20 protein-coding genes are annotated in these 25769 nt (G+C 40.3%); 13 read left to right on the forward strand and 7 right to left on the reverse strand.

From position 1 onward, the window contains the following. Positions 1-458: 458 nt before the first annotated feature. The 12 genes from fadH (at position 459) to C9J36_RS02985 (ending at position 15460) form a co-directional block, all read left to right on the forward strand. Entirely contained in the window at positions 459-1226 is a 768-nt protein-coding gene (gene fadH, locus C9J36_RS02930; protein WP_066169526.1) for a 2,4-dienoyl-CoA reductase, read from the forward strand. A gap of 90 nt (positions 1227-1316) precedes the next feature. Next, entirely contained in the window at positions 1317-1559 is a 243-nt protein-coding gene (locus tag C9J36_RS02935; protein WP_066169527.1) for a short-chain dehydrogenase, read from the forward strand. A 160-nt stretch (positions 1560-1719) separates the two neighbouring features. Then, positions 1720-2163 (forward strand): cyclic-di-AMP-binding protein CbpB, encoded by a 444-nt coding sequence (gene cbpB / locus C9J36_RS02940; protein WP_066169530.1) that lies wholly within the window; start codon positions 1720-1722, stop codon positions 2161-2163. A 78-nt stretch (positions 2164-2241) separates the two neighbouring features. Beyond that, complete coding sequence (ccpC, locus tag C9J36_RS02945) at positions 2242-3129, forward strand: transcriptional regulator CcpC (protein ID WP_066169532.1); 888 nt, start codon at positions 2242-2244, stop codon at positions 3127-3129. A 486-nt stretch (positions 3130-3615) separates the two neighbouring features. Continuing rightward, on the forward strand, positions 3616-6015 hold the full coding sequence (locus C9J36_RS02950) for a DUF7408 domain-containing protein (protein ID WP_107942192.1): 2400 nt from the start codon (positions 3616-3618) through the stop codon (positions 6013-6015). Beyond that, complete coding sequence (locus tag C9J36_RS02955) at positions 6015-6950, forward strand: ABC transporter ATP-binding protein (protein WP_107942193.1); 936 nt, start codon at positions 6015-6017, stop codon at positions 6948-6950. Before C9J36_RS02950 ends, C9J36_RS02955 begins: the two co-directional genes overlap by 1 nt. Next, complete coding sequence (locus C9J36_RS02960) at positions 6947-7792, forward strand: ABC transporter permease (protein ID WP_082799091.1); 846 nt, start codon at positions 6947-6949, stop codon at positions 7790-7792. The genes C9J36_RS02955 and C9J36_RS02960 overlap by 4 nt, the downstream gene beginning before the upstream one ends. A 12-nt stretch (positions 7793-7804) precedes the next feature. Next, positions 7805-9247 (forward strand): hypothetical protein, encoded by a 1443-nt coding sequence (locus tag C9J36_RS02965; RefSeq protein WP_107942194.1) that lies wholly within the window; start codon positions 7805-7807, stop codon positions 9245-9247. Between the two features lie 11 nt (positions 9248-9258). Beyond that, complete coding sequence (locus C9J36_RS02970) at positions 9259-10254, forward strand: AAA family ATPase (protein ID WP_107942195.1); 996 nt, start codon at positions 9259-9261, stop codon at positions 10252-10254. Further along, positions 10251-11126: a DUF58 domain-containing protein gene (locus tag C9J36_RS02975; RefSeq protein ID WP_107942196.1), complete on the forward strand. Its 876-nt coding sequence runs from the start codon at positions 10251-10253 to the stop codon at positions 11124-11126. The genes C9J36_RS02970 and C9J36_RS02975 overlap by 4 nt, the downstream gene beginning before the upstream one ends. A gap of 10 nt (positions 11127-11136) precedes the next feature. Beyond that, entirely contained in the window at positions 11137-12882 is a 1746-nt protein-coding gene (locus C9J36_RS02980; protein WP_107942197.1) for a vWA domain-containing protein, read from the forward strand. Further along, a complete protein-coding gene (locus C9J36_RS02985) occupies positions 12866-15460 on the forward strand; it encodes a VWA domain-containing protein (RefSeq protein ID WP_107942198.1) in 2595 nt (864 codons plus the stop codon). Before C9J36_RS02980 ends, C9J36_RS02985 begins: the two co-directional genes overlap by 17 nt. A 223-nt stretch (positions 15461-15683) precedes the next feature. Here the strand turns inward: C9J36_RS02985 and C9J36_RS02990 are convergent, their stop codons facing one another. The 3 genes from C9J36_RS02990 to C9J36_RS03000 form a co-directional block, all read right to left on the reverse strand. Next, positions 15684-16196: a hypothetical protein gene (locus C9J36_RS02990; protein WP_107942199.1), complete on the reverse strand. Its 513-nt coding sequence runs from the start codon at positions 16194-16196 to the stop codon at positions 15684-15686. 39 nt (positions 16197-16235) lie between these two features. Continuing rightward, on the reverse strand, positions 16236-16568 hold the full coding sequence (locus C9J36_RS02995) for a CpXC domain-containing protein (RefSeq protein ID WP_066169555.1): 333 nt from the start codon (positions 16566-16568) through the stop codon (positions 16236-16238). A gap of 147 nt (positions 16569-16715) precedes the next feature. Beyond that, positions 16716-17903, reverse strand: coding sequence for an MFS transporter (locus C9J36_RS03000; RefSeq protein ID WP_066169556.1), 1188 nt, complete (start codon positions 17901-17903; stop codon positions 16716-16718). Between the two features lie 206 nt (positions 17904-18109). On the opposite strand from C9J36_RS03000, the gene C9J36_RS17470 reads away from it, so the two are divergent. Then, positions 18110-21937, forward strand: a complete 3828-nt coding sequence (locus C9J36_RS17470) for an S-layer homology domain-containing protein (protein WP_161956374.1) — start codon at positions 18110-18112, stop codon at positions 21935-21937. 46 nt (positions 21938-21983) lie between these two features. Here the strand turns inward: C9J36_RS17470 and C9J36_RS03010 are convergent, their stop codons facing one another. The 4 genes from C9J36_RS03010 to C9J36_RS03025 are packed head-to-tail and all read right to left on the reverse strand — an operon-like array spanning position 21984 to position 25760. After that, positions 21984-23060: an ABC transporter substrate-binding protein gene (locus C9J36_RS03010; RefSeq protein ID WP_066169561.1), complete on the reverse strand. Its 1077-nt coding sequence runs from the start codon at positions 23058-23060 to the stop codon at positions 21984-21986. Positions 23061-23063: 3 nt separating this feature from the next. Next, complete coding sequence (locus C9J36_RS03015; protein ID WP_066170293.1) at positions 23064-23858, reverse strand: ABC transporter permease; 795 nt, start codon at positions 23856-23858, stop codon at positions 23064-23066. Further along, positions 23858-24664 (reverse strand): ABC transporter permease, encoded by an 807-nt coding sequence (locus C9J36_RS03020; RefSeq protein WP_107942201.1) that lies wholly within the window; start codon positions 24662-24664, stop codon positions 23858-23860. Before C9J36_RS03020 ends, C9J36_RS03015 begins: the two co-directional genes overlap by 1 nt. Then, positions 24654-25760: an ABC transporter ATP-binding protein gene (locus C9J36_RS03025; RefSeq protein WP_066169566.1), complete on the reverse strand. Its 1107-nt coding sequence runs from the start codon at positions 25758-25760 to the stop codon at positions 24654-24656. Before C9J36_RS03025 ends, C9J36_RS03020 begins: the two co-directional genes overlap by 11 nt. Positions 25761-25769: the final 9 nt, after the last annotated feature.

Raw genomic sequence — 25769 nt, forward strand, 5'->3', positions numbered from 1 at the left:
TCAATTTAAAAGCAATAACAAAGCTAGGCAGACAAATTTCAAATGAGATAGGCCTAGCTTTAACTTCTTTCAACACATGTATTCCGCAACGAGATAAAATCAATTTCAATGTGTGTCCAAACACCCGCTATCAAAGAGGAACCAATCTAAGAACATTGCATACTAACATAACGACTAAGTGAGCAACATTATAACTAGCCTAAGTCCCGGCGGATGTCACAGATTTTGAAGAAAGGCTGCGTGATGCAGGTCAGTTAACTGTTGACATATGTCGAGGTGGTCTTCCACCAATTTAGCTCAAAAAATCTGAATAAGAGTTAGCTGAGGCATAATTGATAATTGCAGTATATTTTTGGATTTGCCCGTAGTAATATATAAGTAAGTGTAGCGAATAAATTTTTTGTTGCACAAAATATGAATGATAATTCATTCATTATCTATTACAAGGGGGCGTATGTATGTTACAGCATAAAACAATTATTATTACAGGTGGCTCTAGTGGGATGGGGCTAGCTATGGCAAAGCAATTTGTACAAGATGGGGCAAATGTCATTATTACAGGACGAGATGTAGAGCGCTTAACAAAGGCAAAGGAAGAAATAAAAAGCTTTGGCGACACTATCGAAATATTTCAAATGGATGTTCGCGAGCCGGAGCATGTGAAGGCAATGTTGTCCTTCTCAATTGAAAAATTTGGACAGGTAGATGGACTTGTTAATAATGCGGCGGGGAATTTTTTAGTGAGAGCTGAAAATTTATCACCAAATGGCTGGAAGGCAGTAATCGATATTGTATTAAATGGTACTTTTTATTGTTCCTCTGAGCTAGGTCGCTACTGGATTGAAAATAATATTAAAGGTTCCATTCTAAATATGGTTGCAACATACGCATGGGGAGCAGGTGCAGGGGTTATTCATTCCGCTGCTGCTAAAGCAGGTGTCTTATCATTGACGCGCTCTCTAGCAGTTGAATGGGGGGGACAATATGGCATTCGCGTAAATGCCATTGCCCCAGGACCAATTGAACGCACGGGTGGAGCTGATAAGCTTTGGGAATCGGAGGAGCAAGCACGACGTACAATTGAATCTGTACCATTAAAACGTCTTGGCACGCCAGAAGAAATTGCTAATTTAGCGACATTTATATTATCTGATAAAGCAGCGTACATGAACGGTGAATGTGTCACTTTAGATGGTGGCGCGTGGTTAAATCAATTTCCGTTTTAGGTGAGAATTAACACTTTAGTCCTACTTTGAAAATTGAATAAATTTTAGCTGGATAAGCTCATACTAAATGAAACGAAAGGAGTGTTTCTGTTGGGCATGTGGCTTTATCCAGCTATTTTTGTCGGTGTACTCTTGCTTGCTTGGAGTTATTATGCAACGGTGCGTATTGCAAAAGAAACGGAAAGACAGTCTACTATTGAAGACACGCCAATAAATGAGGCAATAAAAGACCATCCATTTCTTTTAAATCCGATTATCGTTATGTATTTTATTATGAACCTGTTTCTAGGCATTATTATATTTTATTACTGGGCAACTACTGGCTCTTACTGAGGGGATGTCTGAAAAGCAACCTAACACGCTGCTTTTCAGACATCCTATTTTTACATGGCAACTTCTCCGACCTTCACATAGTCATAATGAAATAAAGTGTGATATGATAGTAGTAAGGGTGCGATTCTAGTGAAAGAACGCAAAAAGGAGTTATGATGTCATGATTTCAATTAATAATAAAGCTATACTTGAGATGCCAATTGCTGAATTAGTCATTCCGGCGGAAAAGGTTGCGCATGTTCAAAGTGGCAACAGTGCAGAGCATGCCCTGTTAGTTTTGACAAAAACAGGTTATTCATCGGTGCCAGTGTTAGATGTGAAATACCGATTACAAGGTTTGCTTAGTACGAAAATGATTACAGAGGAAATTTTGGGACTAGAGCGTATTGAATATGATCGACTTGGGTCAATTCGAGTAGAGGATGTCATGGATCAAGACGTTGCCTATTTAAAAATAACGGATACATTTCGACGAGCATTAGATTTAGTAATTAACCATGCTTTTCTATGTGTAATAGAGGAAGATGGGACATTTGCCGGCATTATGACGCGCCGAGTTATTTTAAAACAATTAAAAAAACATATCTATTCAAGTGAAATATAGGCAGAAATCGGGGGTGTCGGGAGAGAAAGTTTTCCTGACACCCCCTATAAGTCTACTTAAAGAATTAGGGGTGAAACGATGACCGCGACGGAGGCTGAAATTATTAAAATATTAGCGGAGGAGCGCAATATGAGAAAAGCGGCAGAGCGTTTATTTTTAACGCAGCCAGCACTATCTCAAAGACTACAGTCGATTGAAAAAGATTGGGGCATACAGCTATTTTTGCGTTCTCCAAAAGGCTTATCCCCGACACCGGCTGGTGAGCTTGTTATTCAATATGCGATTGATTCAATTGCCAAGCGAGAGGAAATTTTCGAAATGATTCAGGCACTAAATTCGAAAGTCCATGGTACGTTAAAAATTGCTTGTGCATCTATTGTAGGGCAAAATTGGCTACCGAAAGTGTTGAAGGATTTTGTCACTCAATATCCAGATGCGAAAATTTCGTTAATGACAGGTTGGAGCTCAGAAATTGTGAAGGCACTTTATGAGGGCGAGGCACATGTTGGCATTGTACGGGGGCAAGTTGATTGGAAGGGCAAAAAACTGCATTTATTCCGGGATATGATGTATTTTGTGGATACTGAGATTACGAACTTAAAGGAAATTGAAACGACAGACCGCCCATTCATTCAATTTAAAAGTGACTCAAATTACTATCAGGAAATTCAGCAATGGTGGCAGCGACATTTTCATTCCAATCCCCGCCATCAAATTGTCGTCGACCAAATTGAAACATGCAAGCAAATGGTAATGAACGGTATTGGTTACGCAATATTGCCATCCATTACACTGAATGGCGCGGAGCATATGAACAAAATGCCGTTAACAAATACAGAAAACGATTTAGGGCTAACACGAGATACATGGTTGATTGGCTATGAATCTTCCTTTGAGTTGCGCCAAGTAGCTGCATTTGTAGAAGTCGTGCAAGACCATGCAAGATGCTTATATGAATATAAGTGAGAGAGCGTCCAAAATGCCGTGCAATAGCCAGCATTTTGGACGCTTTTAATGATGTTTTGATAAAATATGCGGTTAGTTTTCTTTGAACAGCGGCACTTTTTTAGGTCCAACGTAGCGATTCGCTCATAAACTATGAAAATTCGCTCGTAAAACACTTAAATTTGCTCGTAAAACACTTAAATTCGCTCACAAAACTTCAAAACTTGTTCGGAAGCTGAATCAACACTTCTCGTAGCGTCCTAAAAGCCTTTCAGTAGCCGGCTTTTGGGACGTTTTTCATGATATTTTTTTGTGCTTCTACTTTTCCTCATGTAACAAAGTACTTCACCATTCGTCTAATAATATAAATACCAACTCGTTATTTTCATTATGAAAATGAAGCTTTTCTTAAGAATTTCTGAAAATTTCATAATAATTGGAACTAATGGGGTTTAAAAACGTATAATTATTGATAGTAACCAATGAATATGAAGAGGGGTTGAGCTTTTGAGACGTGTAAAAATAGCGGCATACATACTCGTAGTGATGCTGATGGTTAGCTTGTTTTTACCAGCTGGACAAGCTAGCGCGGCACCAGCTTTAGAGGTGGATGCGAAGGCAGGCATTAACGGTAAGGCGAAGCATATGCAGCCTGCACCTTTATATGTAACAGTTAAAAATACTGGAGATGATTTCAATGGGGATATGGTTGTCAATGCGTCGTATTCCTATGAAGCAGCCTCAGCCCTTGTTATCCCTATTTCGATAGCAAGTGGTGAGGAAAAAACATTTGAATTATATTTGAATGGCTTATCAGATTATAGTTATTCAGAGGAAGAAATATTCACCTTTTTTGAAGGCGGGATTGAAAAGGATAAGAAAATAAAATATAAAGGGACAAAGCGACTACAAACGAATTTTTTAGACCCGATGTCGACATTTGTTTTTACTGTAACGGATAGCAGTGATCGCTTAAGTGAATATTTAAAACTATCGCAATTTTCACCAAACTATCAAACGGAAGTAATACATTTGAATCAAATCAAAGGGTATACATTGCCTGAGGATGCATTGGGCTTAGCGATGGCTAATATTATTGTCTTGGATGAAGTGTCCGTTGCAGATTTATCACAAAAGCAGCAGCAAGCATTGTTGAAATGGGTGCAGGATGGCGGCACACTTGTGATTGGTGCGATGGAGCAAATAAATACGGCTGCAGGCATTTTTCAAGATTATTTGCCATTAACATTATCGAATGAAATGCTGACGGTTTCGGCAGAGACATTGTCAACATTATCAAATGGTGGAACTTTTACAGATTCAATTCAAGCATATGCAAATACTCTAAATAATGATAGTACTGCTGTGCTTGCGGATGAAGGAACAGTTTTAGCTGCTAGGAAAAAAGTCGGTAGTGGTGAAGTAATTCAAACAGCATTTTCATTAGGAGACCAACCGCTTGCATCGATGGATGGTTACGCAGCATTAACAGCGAAAATGTTAAACATTCAGAAGTTTTCTAATTATAATTCGGGAATGTATTATCAATCACCATTTGAACAAATTATGTATGACTTACGCTCAGTGAATGAATTATTCCCATCATTTGAGGTTTCAATGGGCTTCACATTGATTGTCATTGTTATTTATATTATTTTAATTGGGCCTATTCTTTACTTTATTTTAAGAAAATTAGATAAGCGTGAACATGCTTGGTGGGTTATTCCTGTCATATCTGTTGTTGTGTCAATTGCGCTCTTCATTATAGGGGCACAGGGACGTATTATGCAGCCGCAAGTACAGCAATCTGCCGTTTATAAAGTAAACGAGGATAATAGTTTAAATGGTTACTATATCGAATCCATCTTAACAAATCGTAGCGGTGATTTTGTCGTCAATGCAAATAATAATACAACGGCAATTGCTATGCGCAATTATGGTGGTGGCTTTGCAGGTGGTCGTTCAGGTAATTTATATGAAAACTCGTATATTAAGGAACACGCAGATGGTACGACGTTAACAATGCGCAATTTAAGCTATTGGTCTGTACAATCATTTATGGGTACAACAACTGCGCAAGATGTTGGGAAAATGGATATTGATTTAACTTTAAAAAATGAAAAAATTACAGGGACAATTAAAAATAACTTCCCATTTGATTTAAAGGATGTCATGCTACATTCGGGCTTAAAGGTAGTAAATTTAGGTGATATTGAAGCGAATGGTACGCTTACTGTCGACAAAGATGTGAAATTAACAACATTGCAAAAGCCGACCTACTACAACCGATATAATTATACTTATCCAACAGCGAAAGAGGATATAGACCCTATTCGAATTGAGCGTTTACAAGCGATGACAAGTACTGTAACTGAACAAGAGGAGCAACCAATCATTAGCGCATGGGCAGAGCAAGCACTTGTAGGTGTTGAGCTTGAGACTGGTGCTAATATGTCGACGATTTCTTATTTCGTACAGCCCTTTGAAGGTAAAGTAGAGTTATCAGGACCATTTACAATAAAGCAAAGTAACTTAAATTATGAGCTACTTCCTCTAGCGGTAAATGGCTATTACGAGCTATATGATAAACAAGTGAATAAATGGTATTTATCTGATGGTACGTATGAGTTAATCGTTTCATTGCCACATAATTTTATGCAGCATATTGAGCGACTAGATGAAATTCATATTGCTAATAAAGATACGATTAATATGAAGCTAACGGTTTGGAATAACAGCACAAATGCCTATGAGCCTTTGGAAGAAGCGCGCACGGCAATAACAGCCAATGCTGACGATTACATTAATGAATTTGGTGAAATTCGTTTAGAGCTTGCATTTTCAACAAATCAGGGGGCACTTGAAACGACATTACCGAATGTTGAGCTGAAAGGAGTGGCGAAATAATGATTGAAATTCAAAATTTGACGAAAAAATACGGCTCCTTTATCGCTTTAGATCAATTAAATTTGTCATTAGCAGAGGGAACCGTGTTCGGTTTTGTAGGCGCAAATGGCGCAGGTAAATCAACAACCTTCTCCATTTTAGCAACATTGCTTTCACCGACTTCGGGAGATGCTATTATTAATGGAAAGAGCGTCGTAAAGGAGCCGAAGGAGGTGCGTAAGCAAATTGGCTATATGCCAGACTTTTTTGGTGTATATGACCAGTTAAAGGTAGATGAATATTTAGACTTTTATGGTGCAAGCTACGGCATTCAAGTAGCGGAGCGCGCGCTGTTAATTCCACAGCTATTAGAGCTAGTCAATTTAACGAGCAAGCGCTATGAATATGTTGACTTATTATCGCGTGGTATGAAGCAGCGATTATGTTTAGCAAGAGCCTTAATTCATGACCCTAAGGTGCTTATTTTAGATGAACCGGCATCTGGACTAGACCCACGTGCAAGAGTGGAAATGCGCGATATTTTGCGCAATTTAAAAACGATGGGGAAGACAATTTTAATTTCCTCGCATATCTTACCTGAGCTGGCGGAAATGTGTGATGAAATCGGTGTAATTGATAATGGGAAGCTGATTGCACATGGAAATGTAGCGACAATTCAAGCGCAGCTACAGGGTGAAAAGCGCATTGTGGTAAAAGTGACGGGCCGTTTAAATGAAGTGCGTGCTTTTTTAGAGGAAGACCCGCAAATATCTACAATTGATATTATTGAAAGTAAGCTGGAACTTGAATTTAATTACCGAGGAACTGATGCGGAGCAGGTAGCATTGCTAAAGAAGGCAATTTTAGCGGATTTACCGATTTATGCTTTAACGGAAGAAGAAAAAGACTTGGAGGATGTCTTCATGGCAATTACGAAAGGGGCGGATGCAGAGTGATGGAACGCTTATATAATCCAGTATTTGTAAAGGAGCTGAAGTTGCGCTTCCGTTCCTTTAAAAGCTTCTCAGGTTTAATGTTTTATTTGGCAGTATTAGTGATTTTTATTGCAGGCTTCCTATTAATTACAACAGGCTTTACAGGCAAGGGCTTCTTCAGACCTGACACGAGCTTTGCGATGTTTGCCGTGCTAACAATTATTCAAATGGCACTTGTTTTATTTATTACACCGAGCTTAACAGCAGGTGCAATTAGCAGTGAACGAGAAAAGCAAACATTAAATATTTTATTAACGACAACACAAAGCTCCACGCAAATTGTAGTAGGTAAATTATTATCATCAGTGTCGTTTCTTGTATTAATGCTTATTGCAGGCTTGCCTTTATATAGCTTAGTTTTCTTATTTGGTGGTGTCTCGCCATCGCAAATTGCATCTATCTTTTTATTTTATTTATTAACAGTTATAGCAGTTGGTAGTATCGGCGTGATGTTTTCGACAATTACGAAAAAAACAATTGTCGCGATGATTGCTACATATGGCTCCATTATTTTTTTAGGAGGCATAACAGCATTTTTCTTCTTCGTCACGATTGCGTTTAGTCAAATGATGGTCCCGACAGGCACATCGAGCTCCTTTATGGCTTATTTATGGGCAGCAATTAATCCGGGTGCTTTAATACTAACATTAATTGAGCCAGAAATGGGCAGACAATTAGCGGAGTTGTCAGGCATTAAGCTACCTGTTTGGGTAACGTATTTAATTTTTTATAGTGTGATTATTTTATTTACTTTAACGGTTGCAATCAAAAAATTGCGTGCCAATATGAAGAGCAATCGATAAGGAGGAATGGACATGGAGCAGCGTAAGCAATTACGAAGCTATATTCAACGTGCAAAAAGAAGTTTACGACTAGAAAAAAGCATACCGCTTGCGCAATATGGCTTGTTTTTTGCATTGCTTGCGAGCGCTTCAATCATGATTATTTCAAGATTGTTCGTCTGGCCGTATTATCGCCAAACAGCTTTTCTAGCGTTTGTTGCCTGTTTTATTGTAACGCTTATCATCATTTGGTGGAAGCCAGTACGTGAACAGGAGGCTTTGTTTAAGCTAGATAGTTATTTTGCTCATAATGAACTTGTGACGTCGTTATCTTTTAAAAATGACCAGGAGCCGCTTGTGCAATCATTGCTGCAAAAGGCGATACGCAATATGGAGCAAGCATTTGCGGCATTTAAGCAACGCGAAAAGCAATTGTTTCGCCCGAAAGCGCTAATTGGCGTTATCGTTACTGTTTGTTTACTGGCTGTGATGTATATGTTCCCTGCCAAGTCACAAATGGAAGCGATTGAAGTGGAAAAAGAGCAAGCAGTAATAGAGGATATTAAAAAAGAAGTTGCGCAGTTGGAAAAAAAAGCAGAGTCAAAAGAAGTAAAAGAGCAATTGAAGGAATTGCAAAATAAATTGAAAGAAGCGACGACGGCGGAGGAAGCTTTGCGTGAGATGGTGAAAAAGCAAAAAGAGCTGGCGCTAAAGGAGCAGCAACTAAAGGATAAGCAGACAGCTGAACAAAATGCTGGCGATGCAAGCGATGGCTTAACCGCTCAAGAGGTAGAACAGTTGAAGGAGCTGGCACAAACACAGCAGCAATTGACGAAAAACGCCAACGCTACACAGGCTGCGATGGGGAATCTAGGAAAACCTTTAAGTAAATCGCTACAAAATGCAATTGCAGCAGCAAATAATTCCAATGCGAATGCTGCAAATCAAAACAATCAGCAAGGTCAGGCTGGTCAACAAGGTCAAGCGGGACAGCCAGGGCAACAAGGACAGGGTCAAGGTCAGGGACAAGGTCAAGGACAAGGTCAAGGTCAGGGACAAGGACAAGGACAAGGACAGGGACAAGGTCAGGGTCAAGGACAAGGTCAAGGACAAGGTCAAGGACAAGGTCAGGGACAAGGTCAAGGACAGGGACAAGGACAAGGTCAGGGACAAGGACAAGGACAGGGACAAGGCTCTGGTGCAGGAACAGGTCAAGGAAGCCGAGATTTATTAACAATCCCTAATCGAATAGGTGGACAAGGCGAGACAACTGTTGATGGTGGTGCATTAGGTCAAGGTTCGCATGTTTCAGAGCAAGAGGCAGATGGTCCTGTTGTGAAAGGAACGGTTCGCCCATATGAAGAGGTGATTGGCACGTATAAAGATAGCTATTTGGAAAGCTCAGAGCGTTTGCAATTACCAAAAGATTTACAGTCAGTTGTACAATCCTATTTTACGTCAATCGAGTCGCGCTAGGAGGAATTTTCATGGCATTTTCAGAACAGCAGTACACGGAAATGAGTAAAAAATTACAGCAAGTAAAGGAAGAAATTCATCGCTTTATTGTCGGTCAGGAGGAAGCGATTGACTATACATTATATGCGGTGCTAGCAGATGGTCATGCATTGCTAGAAGGTTTGCCAGGCTTAGGGAAAACGATGTTAATCCGTACAATTTCAGAGGTTCTAGATTTGTCATTTTCACGTATTCAGTTTACGCCAGATTTAATGCCCGCAGACATTACAGGAACGAGCATGATTGAGCGAACGCCAGATGGCAAACAGCAATTTATTTTTCAGCCAGGTCCTATTTTTAGTCAAATGGTGTTAGCAGATGAAATTAACCGTGCAACACCGAAAACGCAAAGTGCCTTGCTGGAGGCGATGGGTGAAAAAACGGTAACGATTTTAGGAGATACGAAAAAGATGGCTAAGCCGTTTTTCGTTTTGGCTACCCAAAACCCGATTGAAATGGAAGGAACATATCCACTGCCAGAGGCACAAATGGACCGTTTCCTCTGTAAAATACTCGTACCCTATCCATCGAAGCAAGAGTTAATGGAAATTATGAAACGCACAACTGGCGCTGCAGAAATTAGTTTACGAAAAATAATGGATGCACAGCAGCTTGTTGAGGCACAGCATATGGTCAAGGAAGTATTGGTAGCTGAGGAGATGCTAGAGTATGCAACAGAGCTTATTGTGGCGACGCATCCAGAAGGTGAATTTGCCCTTGAGGAAGTAAAGCAATATGCGTTGTATGGCAGCGGTCCTCGTGGATTGCAAAGTTTAATTAAGCTCGCCAAGGCACGAGCGTTAATGAATGGTCGTTTTCATGTGTCAGTAGCGGATATTAAGATGGTTGCGAAGCCTGTATTGCGTCATCGTATGCTGTTGAATTATGAAGGGGAGGCTTCTGGTAAGACAGCAGACGATATTATCGACATTATTTTAGAAAAAGTGCAGCAAGGTGTTAGCAAGTGAGCAATAAATATGTCTTACCGGAAGATTGGCTCGTAAAAATCGGCCGCTTCCAAGTAGCAACGGCCTCCAAATTACGTGGGCAGCATAAAGGCTCGCACCGTTCGCAACGCTTCGGGGCATCGCTCGATTTTTCAGATTTTCGTGAATATCACTTAGGAGACGATGTTAGGCAGGTAGATTGGAATGTTTTCGCAAGAACTGAAAAGTATTTTATTAAACGCTTTTTAGATGAACAAGAAATGCGTGTTCATATTTTACTAGATACGACAAAATCGATGGGGGCAGAGACGAAATGGCTTTTTGCAAGGCAAATAGCCACATCGCTAGGTTTAATGGTGCTTGGACGTGATGATCGACTCTCCTTTTCTTATTTACAGGAAGAGCTAGTCCCACCGTTTCGTCGTAAAGGAGCCACATATAGACGCGCCTTTCTACAAATCGTTTCTGCAATTGAGCAGGCAAATTATAGCGAGCGCTTTGCACAGGGTGCTTTAAGAGCATTGCCGAAAGATAGTACCATATTATTTATTATTACAGATGGCCTAGAGCCTATTGAAGAATGGGAGCAGTTATTGAAACGGCTGCCACGCTTTGCTGGAGATGTACGCATCATCCAAATTGTTACAGAGGAAGAGCTAGCCCCACATTATGCAGGCGATGTTCGACTTTTAGATAGCGAAACAGGAAATGATGTTAATGTAACGATGTCGAGAAAGGTATTAGACACATATTCAGAAAGACGCTTATTACATGAGCAACAATTTGATGCAATTTGCCATCGCTTCGGTGTTCGCAAATTGCAATTAAAGGTGGAGGATGGCTTACAGCACGCCATATTCCATCAATTATTGAAAGCACATTGGATTAGGTGAGGTGAGCCGTATGGGCTTTAGTCAAATTATTTATAGCTGGACGGCCATCTTTCCGGTTATTGTCCTACTGTATTATTTCTTCCGTAAAAAATATACCGATCAGCCTGTATCCTCGACTCTTTTTTGGTCAGAAATTATGCAGGAGACGCGTGTATCACCCTATTTAAAGCACTTACAAAAAAATGCTTTGCTCTATTTACAATTGCTCGCATTACTACTACTGATGCTTGCTTTGATGAACCCATTTATTACGAAATCGAAAATTGCTGGGGCACAAGTAGTGTTTATCGTTGATACGTCAGCGACAATGCTTGCGGGGAAAGAGCAAGCAACATTCGAGCAACATAAAGAGGAGATGCTAGCGTTAGTTCATGAATTAAACGGTAGACCTGTGACTCTTATTACAACAGGTCATGCTCCAACAGCTGTATTACAGCAGGAAACGAATACCAATGCGGTTGAGCAGGCAATTCAAGCATTACAAGTCACATATGAAACAGCTCAAATGCACAAATCACTTGATGTGGCGCAAGCCTTTATTGGAGATGTGCCGACATCGGTTTATATTTTTACGGATGCGCTTGATAAAATGCAGCTACCAATTGAAAAAGATACAGTGCAGTGGATTGTGAAAGGGGCAGCCAAAGATTTAAAAAATATTGCCATTACACGTTTTGCTGCGACGACAGACGGACAACATGCAATGGCACTTGTGCAGCTTCGCAATGATACGAAAGAGCAGCAACAGGCAGTATTAACATTGTATGATGCGGATAATAAAGAGCTTGTTCGTGAGGAAATTGCTTTACCGCCGAAGGAAGTCATTGCAAAAACCTTTAAAAACTTAGCGATGACAAGTACGATGGCAGCTAAAATTGCTGTGCAAGATGATTATGTAGTTGATAATACGCAAACAGCATTATTGCAAACAGCTAGCGCGACGCTAATAGTTGATCAAAACTTGCATCAGCTTATTCAAAAAGGATTTCAGGCAATACAGCCAAATGTCAAAATGGCTCCAGCTTTGCAACTTGCTGACAATAAAGATGCAATTATCGTAACGAATCAAACATCCCTCCTAGGGCAAACAAAAAAACCTATCGTTTTGTTTGGTAGGGACGACACAGAAAAATTTGAAGCAGCAGGGAATGTAAAGACAACGAATGATGCACTATTTGCCTTTAGCGACTTAAAAGATGTCTATGTAAGCGCATTGTATGAGGGCTTTGAGAGCTATAAAACGATTGCTTCCGTTGGGGAGAAGCCATTTATCCAACTTTCCTCTGAGGGAGATATTATTGTTTTAGCGGATATTGAAGATACGGATTGGCCATTGCATCCATCCTTTCCACTCTTTTTATGGAGTGTGGAGCAGCAGCTAGTCGAATCCTCTAGCTCACTCGGTATTTTTGCACCGAATGAGGAACGAGTAGTGGCATTAGCACAGGGAGATTGGTCTGTCTATTCACAGGAAGATGAATTCTTATCAACTGTTACCAATGGTATTTTAACAGCCCCAATGAAGCCGGGAGCCTATATCGTGCGTTCAGCTGATGAGGCGAAACGCTTCATCGTGCAATTGCAGGCACAGGAGCGCATCATCGAAGAAGGGACAAGCTATACAATTGGCGCGTTACCAGATAATGGTGGAGAGGAAATGTCGAAATCATCCATTGTGCCATGGATTATCGTGCTTGCTTTACTATTGTTAATTGTGGAATGGGAGGTGCAACGACGTCGTGGATTTACGAATTGATATACCGCTTGCATTGTTATTATTACTTCCACTATTAATTTATTTTATTTGGACATATTGGCGAGAGCGAGAGCGTCTGAAAAAAAGCCATATTGTTGTGTTAGGGATTCGAATTGTAGCAGCAAGCTGTCTTGTTTTTGCACTTGCAAGTCCCTATATTTTATTACCGATTAAAGAGCAGCAAATCATTTTTTTAGTTGATCGTTCAGCCTCAATGAATACAACAGAGCAGGAGCTTACTGATTTTATTGTGGAAAGCTTAAAGGAGAAAAAAAATGACCAAGCAGTAGGTATTTATTCCTTTGCTTCAAATATGCAAACGGAAGCGATGTTAGCGGCTGATTTAAAGGAAGTACCAAAGTTTACGGCACTAAAAAATAATGGTGAAACGAATATTGAGCAAAGCTTGCAAATTGCTACAGGAATTGTTGATCCGCAAAAGGCAACGCGCTTTGTCCTCTTAACAGATGGGAATGAAACGAAGGGGGATGTGTTAGAATTTGCGAGCAAGTTCAAAGGTTCTACAATGAGCGTAGATGTCGTGCCATTTCAGCAAAAAGTGACTAATGACGTATCATTGAAAAGCTTTGTGACACCGCAAATTGCATATGCTGGCGAACAACAGCAACTCGTAACAGAAATTTACGCAACCGAAGCTGGGCAAGGAGAGCTTTTATTATACGAAAATGACCAGCTTATTCACCGAGAAGCAGTTGAATTAACAGAGGGCTCCAATGTTTTTACTTATAAGCATAGTATGAAATCAGAAGGTCTTGTAAAATATGAGGCTGTTGTACAAGTTGGAGAAGATGCGATTTATGAAAATAATAAGCTGACAAGTATAACGATGGTACAAAGTGAGCCGCGCCTGTTAATTGTTAATGGCTATGACACGGCATCGCCAATAGCTGCTGCATTAGGCCAGCATGCTATTAACTACGATGTGGTCGCAGCTACCAGCTTACCAAACGACCTTTCAAGCTATTTGCAATATAATGCCATTATTTTTGATAATGTATCAGGGCATTTAGTCGGAGAAGCAAAAATGCTCGTTATTGAGCAGGCTGTGAAAAACTTCGGTGTAGGCTTTGCGATGATTGGTGGAGAAAATAGCTTTGGCTTAGGGGGCTATTTTAAAACACCAATTGAAGCATTATTACCTGTTGAAATGGAGATAAAGGGCAAGGAGCAGCTCCCTTCATTAGGTCTTGTTATTGTGCTTGACCGTTCTGGGAGCATGTACGGCAATAAGCTAGAGCTTGCTAAGGAAGCGGCAGCACGTTCTGTAGAATTGCTACGTGAGGAGGATACACTAGGCTTTATCGCCTTTGATGACCGTCCGTGGGAAATTATCGAAACAGGTCCGTTAGGTAGCAAGGAGGATGCTGTCGATACGATATTATCGGTGACACCGGGTGGTGGTACAGAAATTTATAGCTCATTATCGCTAGCCTATGAAAATTTAGCTGATTTACAATTACAGCGCAAACATATTATTTTATTAACAGATGGTCAATCCCAGTCTGGTAATTATGAGGAGCTAATTGAAGAAGGCAAAAATAATAACATTACGCTATCAACCGTAGCGATTGGTAGTGACGCAGATGGTGCGTTATTACAACAGCTAAGTGAAATGGGAAGTGGGCGCTTTTATGATGTAATTGATGAGCAAATGATTCCTTCGATTTTATCGCGCGAAACAGCGATGATTTCACGCACTTATATTGAGGATAACCCATTTTATCCTACGATTTATAATGCGCCAGGCTGGAATGCGTTGTTCGCGCAAGGTGTACCGGAGATGAATGCCTATATCGGAACGACAGCAAAGCAAGGAGCGATTGTAGTGGCAGAAAGCGCAAAGGAAGATCCTGTGCTTGCGCAATGGCAATATGGCTTAGGGAAAACTTTTGCCTTTACGTCTGATTCAACGGGAAAATGGACAGGCGACTTTGCGAGATGGCAGGATTGGGGAATGTTTTGGCAAACGATGCTATCACAAATGCTCCCAAGCTATAATGATATCGCCTACGATGTACGTTTAGAGGCAGACGGTACCTTTATGATTACAGACCCGACAAATGAGGCCGCTTTTTTAGATATTGTTGCTGTCAATGAAGCAGGAGAAGAGCTGGAAACACAACTTGAGATGATTTCCGCATCCCAAGTAAGGGCGACGGTGGAGGCAGAGCAAGGGCTTATTTTCTTCCGCATTGCTGATGAGGAGCAGGCCATTTACCAGGCTGGTTTAACTGTTCCATACAGTGCAGAGTACGAGTTAAGGCCTGTCAATGACAGGTTAGTGGAAGAATTGACGGAGCGAACAGGCGGTGCTATTTTGAAGGAGCCAGCCGAAATTTTCCGCGACTTCACAACGAAGGGCGCGGAGCGTCAAAATATTGCTACATGGCTATTATTAGCAGGTATGCTATTATTCTTTATTGATATTACACTACGTCGTTTTGGCTGGGGTTTTTTCGTTAAGCCGAGAAAGGACGCAACGATTGTAGAGCAAAAGCCTGTACAGGCAGAGGATACAAATGTTGCCCAGCTTTTAAAAGGAATGAAGAAAAGGTAAGGAGGGCGTCCAACAAGCCGTGCAGTTGCCGGCTTTTGGACGCTTTTATGTGGTGTTTTGATCAAATGAAAATAGAGGGAGTTTTCTTTGAAAACAATAGAAACATTGGTTTCAGAGGTATCACTTAAGGAAAAGCAACGAAAATCTTTTGTGGTAAATACTACGAGAGGACAATAAAAGAAACAACTATTTAGCTAAAGCAGCTGACTTTTAAAATATTACTTTAGCCCTTGCTTGCTGCCAATTGTTGCATCACTTCCCGCTGCTGTTGCGCTTCTTTTTTAGCCACAAGAAATTGTTCAACAAGCGCAATATTTGCTTCCATTTTTTGCACTTGTCCTGTTGATATAATGCTATTGCTTTTATAGGTGTTCAGTTGCTGCTCTAAATTGCCTTTAGCTGCAGTAAGTGACTGCAGCATGCTGTTTTGCATTTTTGTTTGTAAAAAGCTTTCTGCTGTCACACCGTTTTGATTATGCGTGTCAAGAAATGGATGAATGCCCTCCGGTATTTGTGTGCCAGATAAAAGTCCTTTTCCGAGCGCCACAGAGCCAGCATAAGAGAACATGTTGAACATCGATTCAGATTGCGTTTTCTGCTGCTTTTTATCGCGTGCATTAAACACATCTAATAAAGAGTCATAAAAATCTTTGCCGTCTTCATTAATAAAGCGAGCATCTTTCGTTGTTGACCATTGACTGGCTAATAGTTGTGCATTTGTAATAGGATTTGTCATTAGCATCCCTCCTACTATTGCTATCGGTATTAATTTTCATTATTGAAATAGCCAGCTCCAAATGACGGCGATTCCTCTCCCGGCAAAATAGAATGCGAGAATAGCACCAATAATAATAAATAAACAGCTAAATAGTACGCCATACATAAGCCTTTTTGGAGAAGGAATTTTGCGATTTCCCCATTCCTTTGGGTTGTCACTTGCTACAGTATGAACCTTCCCGCAATTTGGGCATGCCTCTATAAATAAACGATTTTCAATTGTTTTCCCATTGATACGTGCAACTTGAACAGACAAATTAGCTGTGGCAAAGTCGATTGTAAATGATTCTCCACATTGCTCACATTGTTGTATCATTTTTTTCGCTTCCAATAATAGTCATCCTTTAAGTTATAGTTAGGGGCTTTTAATGCGCTGCTAAAACCGAACAACGGATTTTTTTAGGCTATAAATAACGATTCGCTCATAAAGTATGGAAAATCGCTCAGAAAGCCCCAAAATTCGCTCATAAATCTTAGTTTATTCACTTGGCTGCATTAAATGTGGGGCTTTGCGTGTTGTCCACATAAAGGCTAGCAGCAAGCAAGCGAGTAAAATTAATGTTCCGAACATATAAGGTGCATCCATATTCCAATCAAATAAAGTACCAGCAAGGGCAGGTCCTACCATATTACCTAAGCTCATATAAGCATTATTCATACCTGCAGCATAGCCTTGCCCTTCACCCGCTAGCTTTGATACGAGCGTATTGACTGCCGGGCGAATAAATGTTGTGGCAATTGAGAACAGTGTAGCGACAGTTAAAATAATAAAGAAACCGCTAATATAAATCATTAAAAGCATTGTAATGGCTGCAACGAATAAATTGATAAGAATGACTTTCATTTCACCGAAGCGTTTAAACAATCGGTCGATGACAAACATTTGCAAAACCACTCCTGCAAAGCCACCAACAGTTAATACGATGGCAATATCTGTAGGCGTATAGTGGAATTTATAGCCTAAATAAATGGCCATTGTCGCTTGGAAATTAGCGATGCCGAAGCTAAAAGTAAAAATAACGATTAGCACAACGAAGTAAGGCATTTTTACGGAATTCGCTAATTGTTTAAATAGGTTTTCCTTTTTCATCTGCTGTCTTAATTGCACGGCTACATTTGGTAAAACAAAATAGGAAATAAGTGCAGTGGCTAACGCAAAGCCACCTGCGATGTAAAACGGAAAATGTAAGTTAACCTTTGCTAAAAACCCACCAATTCCAGGTCCAATTGTGAAGCCTAATGACATGGCAGCGCCTAGCATCCCCATGCCTTTTCCTCGCTCCTCCACTGTTGTAATATCAGCAACATAAGCCATTGTCGGTGCCATGATTAGTGCTGCACCAAGTCCAGCTAAAAAGCGTGCGACAAAAAGCATCCAAACCTGTGTAGCAAGCCCGAAGAAAATTTGCGCACAGCCATAAATAACAAGACCTATAATAATAAATATTTTACGGCCATGACGATCCGATAACTCGCCTGCAATAGGAGAAAATAAAAATTGAGCGAGAGCAAAACCAGCAATAAGAAAGCCTAGTACTTGTCCGCCAACCCCAAAAAGCAATAAATAATCAGGCATTACAGGAATGATAATCCCAATGCCTCCCATTGTAATAAATAAGCTAAACATTAATATGTATAATGCGGATTTATTCGTTTGTTGTGTCATATTGAGTCCATCCTTTCAGTTCAATTTAGTCTACCATAAGGGACGATGAACAGCTATTAATTAAGATTATAGCAGTGTCATCAATTAGTTCATTTTCGGCATAAAAAATTATGAATATGAGAAAGTATTTTTGATTTTTTAACCTAATTTTAACCTTGTGTCTATATAGTCTATTTATGAGAAAACAAATGAAGGAGGATAGTAATATGCAACAAAAAAACAAGCAAACATTAGCACTTATCGCCATTATAGTATTGCTAGTACAAACTGTATTTAGTAGTTTATCAGTTATGGCGGTAAGTACCACCTCTACACTACAGGTTACGATGACCACAGATGGCAAGTCGTATGTAGAAGGCGATATAGCGACAGGCCCTGTAGCCATTCAAGTGACCTCAACTTCTGCGGACAGTGGCACGGTAGAATTTTCACAAGACGGGCAAGCATGGCAGCCTTTTGATGTAACAAAATTATTAATTACTTATGCAGACAACCAGCCACCAATCGGAACTTTGTCTGTTCAACAAGGAACGCATACGAATAATTCTACTGTTACGCTTGATATTGCCGCATCCGATGTCGATGCGGGAGATACTGTGACGGCTATGAGATTTACGGAAGATTTGGGAAATTGGCCATCTGTATGGGAAAACTTCACTGATTCAAAGTCGTTCCAGCTATCGCCGGGGGATGGTAACAAGACTATTTATATGCAGTTGAAGGACAGTCGGGATGGAATTTCGGCTATTTACAGTGCATCAGTTTATTTGGATACGTCTGCGCCAACTGGAACAGTGCAGATTAATGGTGGCGCCATTTTTACTAATTCGACAGCCGTTAACCTAAGTTTGACCTATGCGGATGGTGCAGCAACCGGATCGAAAGAAATGCGGTTCTCGAATAATTCCCTTGATCCCCTTTCGTGGGGGGGATGGCAACCATTTAATCCGTCGGCCTCGTGGAATATTGTCAATCAAGAGGGAGAGAACACTGTTTACGTCCAATTTAGAGATGCTGCGGGCAATATTAGTTCGAGTATAATCAGTGATACGATTATTCTCGATATAACGGGACCTTCTGGAACAATCATGATTGAGGAAGGTGCTTTGAAGACAGCAAATAACAATGTCAACCTTACAATCAATTATAGCGACAATTTTTCTGCCGTGCGTATGCGATTGCGCAATGAGAACCAGCCTGCGGGTTCTGGTGTATGGGAATACGCTTCGGCATCCAAAATTTGGACGCTTTCTGGCGGGGAAGGAACTAAAACCGTATATGTAGAATTTTGTGATATGGCAGGCAATATAGGTACAGCAGTAAGTGCAAGCATTGAATTGGATACAACGCCTCCTCAAGTAGTTGGGGTAGTAAATGGGGGACTTTATAACAGCGCCGTAACATTGAGCTTCAATGAAGGAGTAGCAACACTGAACGGCACCTCTGTAACCTCTCCTTATATGGTCACAGATGAAGGTGATTATACGCTCATTGTTACAGACGATGTCGGTAATACTACGACTGTTTCATTTAAGATTGATCGGACACCACCAGATGGGGAGGTTACGATAAATAACGGTATTCAGTGGACGAACAACGTCAATGTCACATTGAGGCTATCGGGCTTAAGTTCGGATACTCATCAATTGCAAATAACGAATAATCCAGCGGACTTCAATGATCATGGTGGTTGGTTGCCTATAGCGGCAACGATAAGTTGGACCTTAACGCCGGGGGATGGCGAGAAAACGGTATATGTCCGCTTTAAGGACAGGGCAGGCAATATTAGCGGTATTGTAAGGGATTCGATAACACTTCTAACCGCAGCGCCAACTGGAACGGTAACAATTGATAATGGAGCTACATGGGCAAACACAACAGCAGTAGAGCTTGCTTTTGATAACCTTAGCGACCATATTGCAGAATTCCAAGTATCGAATTTGAACGGAGATTGGAGCACAGCGGTTTGGATGCCGATTGTGCCAGTATATAATTGGAATCTTGCAACAGGAAACGGCGATAAAACAATTTATGTCCGTTTTCGTGATAGGGTGGGGAATATCGGAAACGCAGTTAGTGCTACAATCAAGCTAGATATGGAAGCACCGACAGGGACCGTTGTAATTAATGGTGGAAACGAGTGGACAATAGATACAGATGTAACATTATCGTTTGCGGGAATCAGTCCAGATGCGGAAGCAATGCAAATATCGAATGATGCTGATACGTGGCCAGTTACATGGGAAAATATCACATCAACATACAATTGGAGTCTGTCAACAGGTGATGGTGTAAAGACAGTTTATGTCCGCTTCCGTGATGGAGCGGGTAATATCGGAAACGCAGTTAGTGCTACAATCAAGCTAGATATGGAAGCACCGACTGGAACCGTTATAATTAATGGTGGAAACGAGTGGACGATGGATACAGATGTAACATTATCGTTTACAGGAGTTAGCCTTGATGCGAAAACAATGCAAGTATCGAATAATGCTAGCACATGGCCGTCTACATGGGAAAGTATCACATCAACGTACAACTGGAATCTTGAAGCGGGAGATGGTGTAAAGACAGTTTATGTCCGCTTTAAAGATGAAGTAGGAAATATAAGTAATGCCATAAGTCAGACAATTAAATTGGATACGGAAGCACCGACCGGAGCCTTTGTAATTAATGCTGGGAGAGAGTGGACGATGGATACGGATGTCACTTTATCGTTCACGGGAATCAGCCCAGATGCGGAAGGAATGCAAATATCGAATGATGCTGGTACATGGCCAGCTACATGGGAAAATATCACACCAACGTACGATTGGAGTCTGCCAACAGGTGATGGTGCAAAGACAGTTTATGTCCGTTTTCGTGATGGAGCGGGGAATATTGGAAACGTAGTTAGTGCTACAATCAAGCTAGATACGGTAGCGCCAACGGGAAGCTTTATAATAAATAGCGGAGACGAGTCGACGAAGGATAAAAATGTAACACTATCGTTTGTTGAAGTCAGTGCGGATGCAGAAGCAATGCAAGTATCAAATGAAGCTAATACATGGTCGTCTGCATGGGAAAATATTGCATTATCGTACAATTGGAATTTGACAGCAGGGAACGGTATGAAGACGGTTTATGTCCGCTTTCGAGATAAGGCGGGGAATATCAGCCCCCCAATTAGTGCTACAATCAAGTTTGCTGTGCCACCAACAGGAGGCAATACAACGCCACCCTCAATATTAAATGGCAATGGTGATTCGGCATCAGCACCTATTCAAATTACATTGCGTACAAATGGTGGTACAGCACTAACACCAATTGAACTTGCTTATAATACAAAAATAAATGACTTGCCTATCCCAACAAGAGAAGGTTACCGTTTTGACGGTTGGTATGAAGATGAGGCACTGACAAAGCCTTGGGAGGAAGATACGCTCGTCAAAGAGAGCATAACACTTTATGCAAAATGGACAGCATTGTCATTGGAAGAACAAGAAGTACCGCAAGAGCCACAGCGACCTGAGCCAGTCGTGATATTGAGTGATATAGCACAACATTGGGCGAAAGAGATGATTGAAGAACTAGTGGCACAAGGTATTATTCAAGGCTATGAAGACGGCACTTTCCGCCCGAATGAACCAATCAGTCGCATGCATGTGGCAGCCTTACTAACAAGAGCATTTCCTTTTGAACAAGTAAAGGAAGCAAGCCAATTTTCAGATGTGGCGACAACGCACATATATTATGAGGCGGTACGTACATTACAGCAAGCAGGAATCATTGATGGCACAAATGGGGCTTTCCTACCAACAGAAAATATGACACGTGCACAATTAGCAAAAGTGTTGGTCGGTGTACTTGGATTGACACCAGAGGGCACAAGCTCGTTCCTTGATGTGGATAGCAAGCATTGGAGTGCGGAATATATTGCAACATTAGAGCGTGAAGGAATCGCACTTGGGGATAATGGCAATTTCCGCCCAAATGAACCTGTGACAAGAGTGCAATTTGTAGCGTTTTTATATCGTATTATGCAAAGAGAGTAATATTAAAAGGAAGCTTGTTTGGAATTTTCCCCAAACAAGCTTCTTTTTAATTCATATTCATCTTAAACTCTAAAAACAATTCATTATATTTGCCTAGCCATTCAAGACCAAGGTTTTCGTATACTTCAAGATGCTCGCGTGTTTCCTCATCGGGATAATAACGTTCATCTTCTACGACTTCGGGGTCCAGTAGCTCCATGGCTGCTGCGTTTGGTGTAGAGTAGCCGACATAGTCTGTATTTTGGGCGTTAACTTCTGCGTCTAGCATAAAGTTAATGAAGGCATGTGCCCCCTCAATATTTCTTGCTGTTTTTGGGATAACAAAGTTGTCGAACCATAAATTTGAACCTTCCTCCGGTACAGCGTAGGTTAAATCCTCATTTTCATACATCATGTCTGCGGCTTGCCCTGACCAAGTTAAAGCAACAGCTGCTTCATTATTAATCATTAAAGGGGTAATTTCGTCACCGATAATCGCTTTTACATTTGGTGCAAGAGAAATTAACTTATCTGTTGCAGCCCGAAGGATTTTATCATCCTTTGTGTTTAAAGATTCTCCAATTGAATTTAAGCCCATACCTATTACTTCACGTGCCCCATCAACGAGAAAGACTTTATTTTTTAATGAAGGGTGCCATAAATCTTCCCAAGATTCAAAGGATAATTCATCTCCAATTATAGTAGGGTTATAAACAATCCCGACTGTTCCCCAAAAATACGGTAGCGAATATTCATTGCCCGGATCGAATGGTAAATTTAAAAAATATGGGTCAATATTTTGCAAGTTCGGTATTTTTGAGTGATCTAAAGGAATGAGTAAATCCTTTTCTTTCATCATTTCAATTGTATACTCAGAAGGGGTTGCTATGTCATAAGCTGAACCTCCTTGTTGAATTTTCGTTAACATTGCCTCATTTGAATCGAATGTCTCATAAATTACATGGATACCTGTCTCTTGTTCAAATTGTTTAATTAAGTCTGGGTCGATATATTCTCCCCAGTTGAAAACAGTTAGTGTATCCTTGCCCCCTTTGCCACCAGTGACTTGCAATTGATTGACGGCTAAAAATAGTAGAGCACAAGTAATAATAATCGCAATTGTAGCTTGAAGTAACTGTTTCATTCGTTAGCGTCCCACCTTTGCTTGTTTTGAGCGACTATTAACAAAATAGTAGCCGATGACAACAAGTACTGTAATGACGAAAATTAAACCAGAAATCGCGTTAATTGTTAAAGTAATCCCAGTGCGTGCCATAGAATAAATTTCTACAGACAATGTGCTAAAGCCATTTCCTGTCACGAAAAATGTAACGGCGAAATCATCTAATGAATAAGTCAAGGCCATGAAAAATCCAGCGAAAATACCCGGAGAAATATAAGGTAAAATAACGCGCATTAAAACATCGCGCTTTGTTGCACCTAAATCACGCGCCGCATCAATTAAAGATGTATTCATTTCGAGTAGCTTTGGCAACACCATGAGCACAACAATCGGCACGCTGAAGGCGATATGTGAGATTAGCACAGATGTAAAGCCTAATTTTATCCCAATAAAGGTAAATAAAATTAAGAAGCTAGCACCAATAATAACGTCTGGGCTTACAATTAAGACGTTATTGAAAGAAAGCAGTACACTGCGCATTTTAGCATTTTTAACAGACACGATGCCAATAGCGCCAAATGTGCCAATGACCGTTGCAAGCAAGCCTGAAAGTAGCGCAACTAAAATCGTATTAATTAAAATGATAATTAGGCGTGAATCACCGAAGACTGCAGCATAATGCTCTAGTGTAAAGGATTCAAATTCATTCATATTACCTGCGCTATTGAACGAATAAAAAATAAGGTAAAGGATTGGTGCATATAAAATGGCGAAAACAAGAACTAAATAAATTTTAGAAGCGGGCGATAGCTTTTCCATCATACGCGACCTCCCTTCGATTTTTTCCCTGTGAATAACATAATTAAAACCATAATAAAGATTAAGAATACGGCAATCGTTGAACCCATTCCCCAGTTTTGTGACACAAGGAATTGCTGCTCTATTGCTGTCCCGAGTGTAATAACACGGTTTCCTGCAATCAGTCGTGTAATCATAAATAGTGACAGCGCTGGAATGAATGTCACTTGAATACCTGATTTCACACCATCAATTGTTAATGGGAAAATCACGCGACGGAAAGTTGTAAAGCTTGATGCACCAAGGTCGCGTGCCGCATAAACAAGTGTTGGATTTAATTTATCAAGCGAGTTGAAAATGGGAATAATCATAAACGGTATGAAAATATAAACTGATACGAACACAAAGCTAAAATCAGTAAATAAAATTTGCTGCGGATCAAAGCCAAATACTTCAATCATAGCGTTCACAGGCCCGTATAAACCAAAAATACCGATAAAGGCATAAGTTTTTAATAATAAATTAATCCAAGAAGGAATAATGATGAGCATAAGCCATAAATGCTTATGCTTCGTTTTCGTCAATAAATAGGCAACGGGATATGATACGAGCAATGTGAAAAATGTAATTAAGAAGGCGTACCAAAAGCTAGATAGCGTCATTTTCAAATAAACAGTTGAGAAAAACGCAGCATAGTTGCCTAATGTAAATTTGCCTTCTAAGTCTTGTAAAGAATAATAAATAATTAAGGCAATGGGTGCAATAACAAATAGTGCAATCCAAATAACATAAGGAAATAATGCACTTTTTGAATTTTTAGTTTGCATCATCATCATCTCCATATGATTCAAGTCGCTTGTCGAAATCTTCCTCTGTTTCGTTTAAGCGCATAACATGAATAGCTTCTGGATCAAAATCTAAGCCGATTTTTTGTCCCACCTCAGCTTTTTTCAATGAGTGAACAAGCCATTCATTCCCATCTTGGTCGTATGTTGAAATTTCATAATGAACACCACGGAATAATTGTGTATCAACTGTTACAACTAATTTCCCTTTTTCAACAGCCGTAATTTCCAAATCCTCTGGGCGGATAACAACATCAATTTTTTCATTTTTTTGCATACCTTGGTCTACACATTCAAATTCTTTACCTGCAAAGCTAACACGAAAATCTTCAAGCATGATGCCATCCACGATATTGGATTCTCCAATAAAATCAGCTACGAAGCGGTTGATTGGCTCATCATAAATATCAACAGGTGTCCCAGATTGCTGAATTTCTCCATTTGATAAAACGAAAATCTCATCGCTCATTGCTAGTGCTTCCTCTTGGTCATGCGTGACGAAAACAAAAGTTTTACCTAGGCGCTGCTGCAATTCGCGCAGCTCGTACTGCATTTCTGTACGTAGCTTTAAATCAAGCGCTGATAAAGGCTCATCTAATAAAATAATTTCTGGGTCATTGACAATAGCGCGTGCGATGGCTACACGCTGACGCTGACCACCAGACATTTCAGAAATTTCACGGCTATTATAGCCAGCTAAGTTCACGAATTTTAGTGCCTCTTGTACGCGCTCCTTGATTTCAGCTTCCTTCACTTTTTTAATGCGCAAACCAAACGCGACATTTTCAAAAACATTTAAGTGTGGGAACAGTGCGTAATCCTGAAACACAGTATTTACTTGACGTTCATTAGCAGGCACACTATTAATTTTTTTGTCATGGAAGAAAACAGAACCCCCTGTTGGCTCAGTAAAGCCTGCAATAATTCGTAGAATCGTTGTTTTCCCACAGCCCGACGGACCAAGCAATGTGTAAAACTTTCCTTTTTCTAGCTCAAAATTAATATTTTTTAATACGACTGTCCCATCATCATAGGATTTCGTCACATTTTCAAAGCGAATAATTGTATTGTTGTCCATAACAAGCCT

The organism is Metasolibacillus fluoroglycofenilyticus, assembly GCF_003049645.1.
GTDB classification, from domain to species: Bacteria; Bacillota; Bacilli; order Bacillales_A; family Planococcaceae; genus Metasolibacillus; species Metasolibacillus fluoroglycofenilyticus.

Excerpts from the sequence above, each read along its gene's own strand:
- C9J36_RS17470 (WP_161956374.1), top strand. The coding sequence starts at position 18,110 with ATGCAACAAAAAAACAAGCAAACATTAGCACTTATCGCCATTATAGTA.
- C9J36_RS03025 (WP_066169566.1), bottom strand. The coding sequence starts at position 25,760 with ATGGACAACAATACAATTATTCGCTTTGAAAATGTGACGAAATCCTAT.
- ccpC (WP_066169532.1), top strand. The coding sequence starts at position 2,242 with ATGACCGCGACGGAGGCTGAAATTATTAAAATATTAGCGGAGGAGCGC.
- C9J36_RS02965 (WP_107942194.1), top strand. The coding sequence starts at position 7,805 with ATGGAGCAGCGTAAGCAATTACGAAGCTATATTCAACGTGCAAAAAGA.
- C9J36_RS02955 (WP_107942193.1), top strand. The coding sequence starts at position 6,015 with ATGATTGAAATTCAAAATTTGACGAAAAAATACGGCTCCTTTATCGCT.
- C9J36_RS03010 (WP_066169561.1), bottom strand. The coding sequence starts at position 23,060 with ATGAAACAGTTACTTCAAGCTACAATTGCGATTATTATTACTTGTGCT.
- C9J36_RS03020 (WP_107942201.1), bottom strand. The coding sequence starts at position 24,664 with ATGCAAACTAAAAATTCAAAAAGTGCATTATTTCCTTATGTTATTTGG.
- C9J36_RS02980 (WP_107942197.1), top strand. The coding sequence starts at position 11,137 with ATGGGCTTTAGTCAAATTATTTATAGCTGGACGGCCATCTTTCCGGTT.
- C9J36_RS03015 (WP_066170293.1), bottom strand. The coding sequence starts at position 23,858 with ATGGAAAAGCTATCGCCCGCTTCTAAAATTTATTTAGTTCTTGTTTTC.
- fadH (WP_066169526.1), top strand. The coding sequence starts at position 459 with ATGTTACAGCATAAAACAATTATTATTACAGGTGGCTCTAGTGGGATG.
- cbpB (WP_066169530.1), top strand. The coding sequence starts at position 1,720 with ATGATTTCAATTAATAATAAAGCTATACTTGAGATGCCAATTGCTGAA.
- C9J36_RS02990 (WP_107942199.1), bottom strand. The coding sequence starts at position 16,196 with ATGACAAATCCTATTACAAATGCACAACTATTAGCCAGTCAATGGTCA.
- C9J36_RS02970 (WP_107942195.1), top strand. The coding sequence starts at position 9,259 with ATGGCATTTTCAGAACAGCAGTACACGGAAATGAGTAAAAAATTACAG.
- C9J36_RS03000 (WP_066169556.1), bottom strand. The coding sequence starts at position 17,903 with ATGACACAACAAACGAATAAATCCGCATTATACATATTAATGTTTAGC.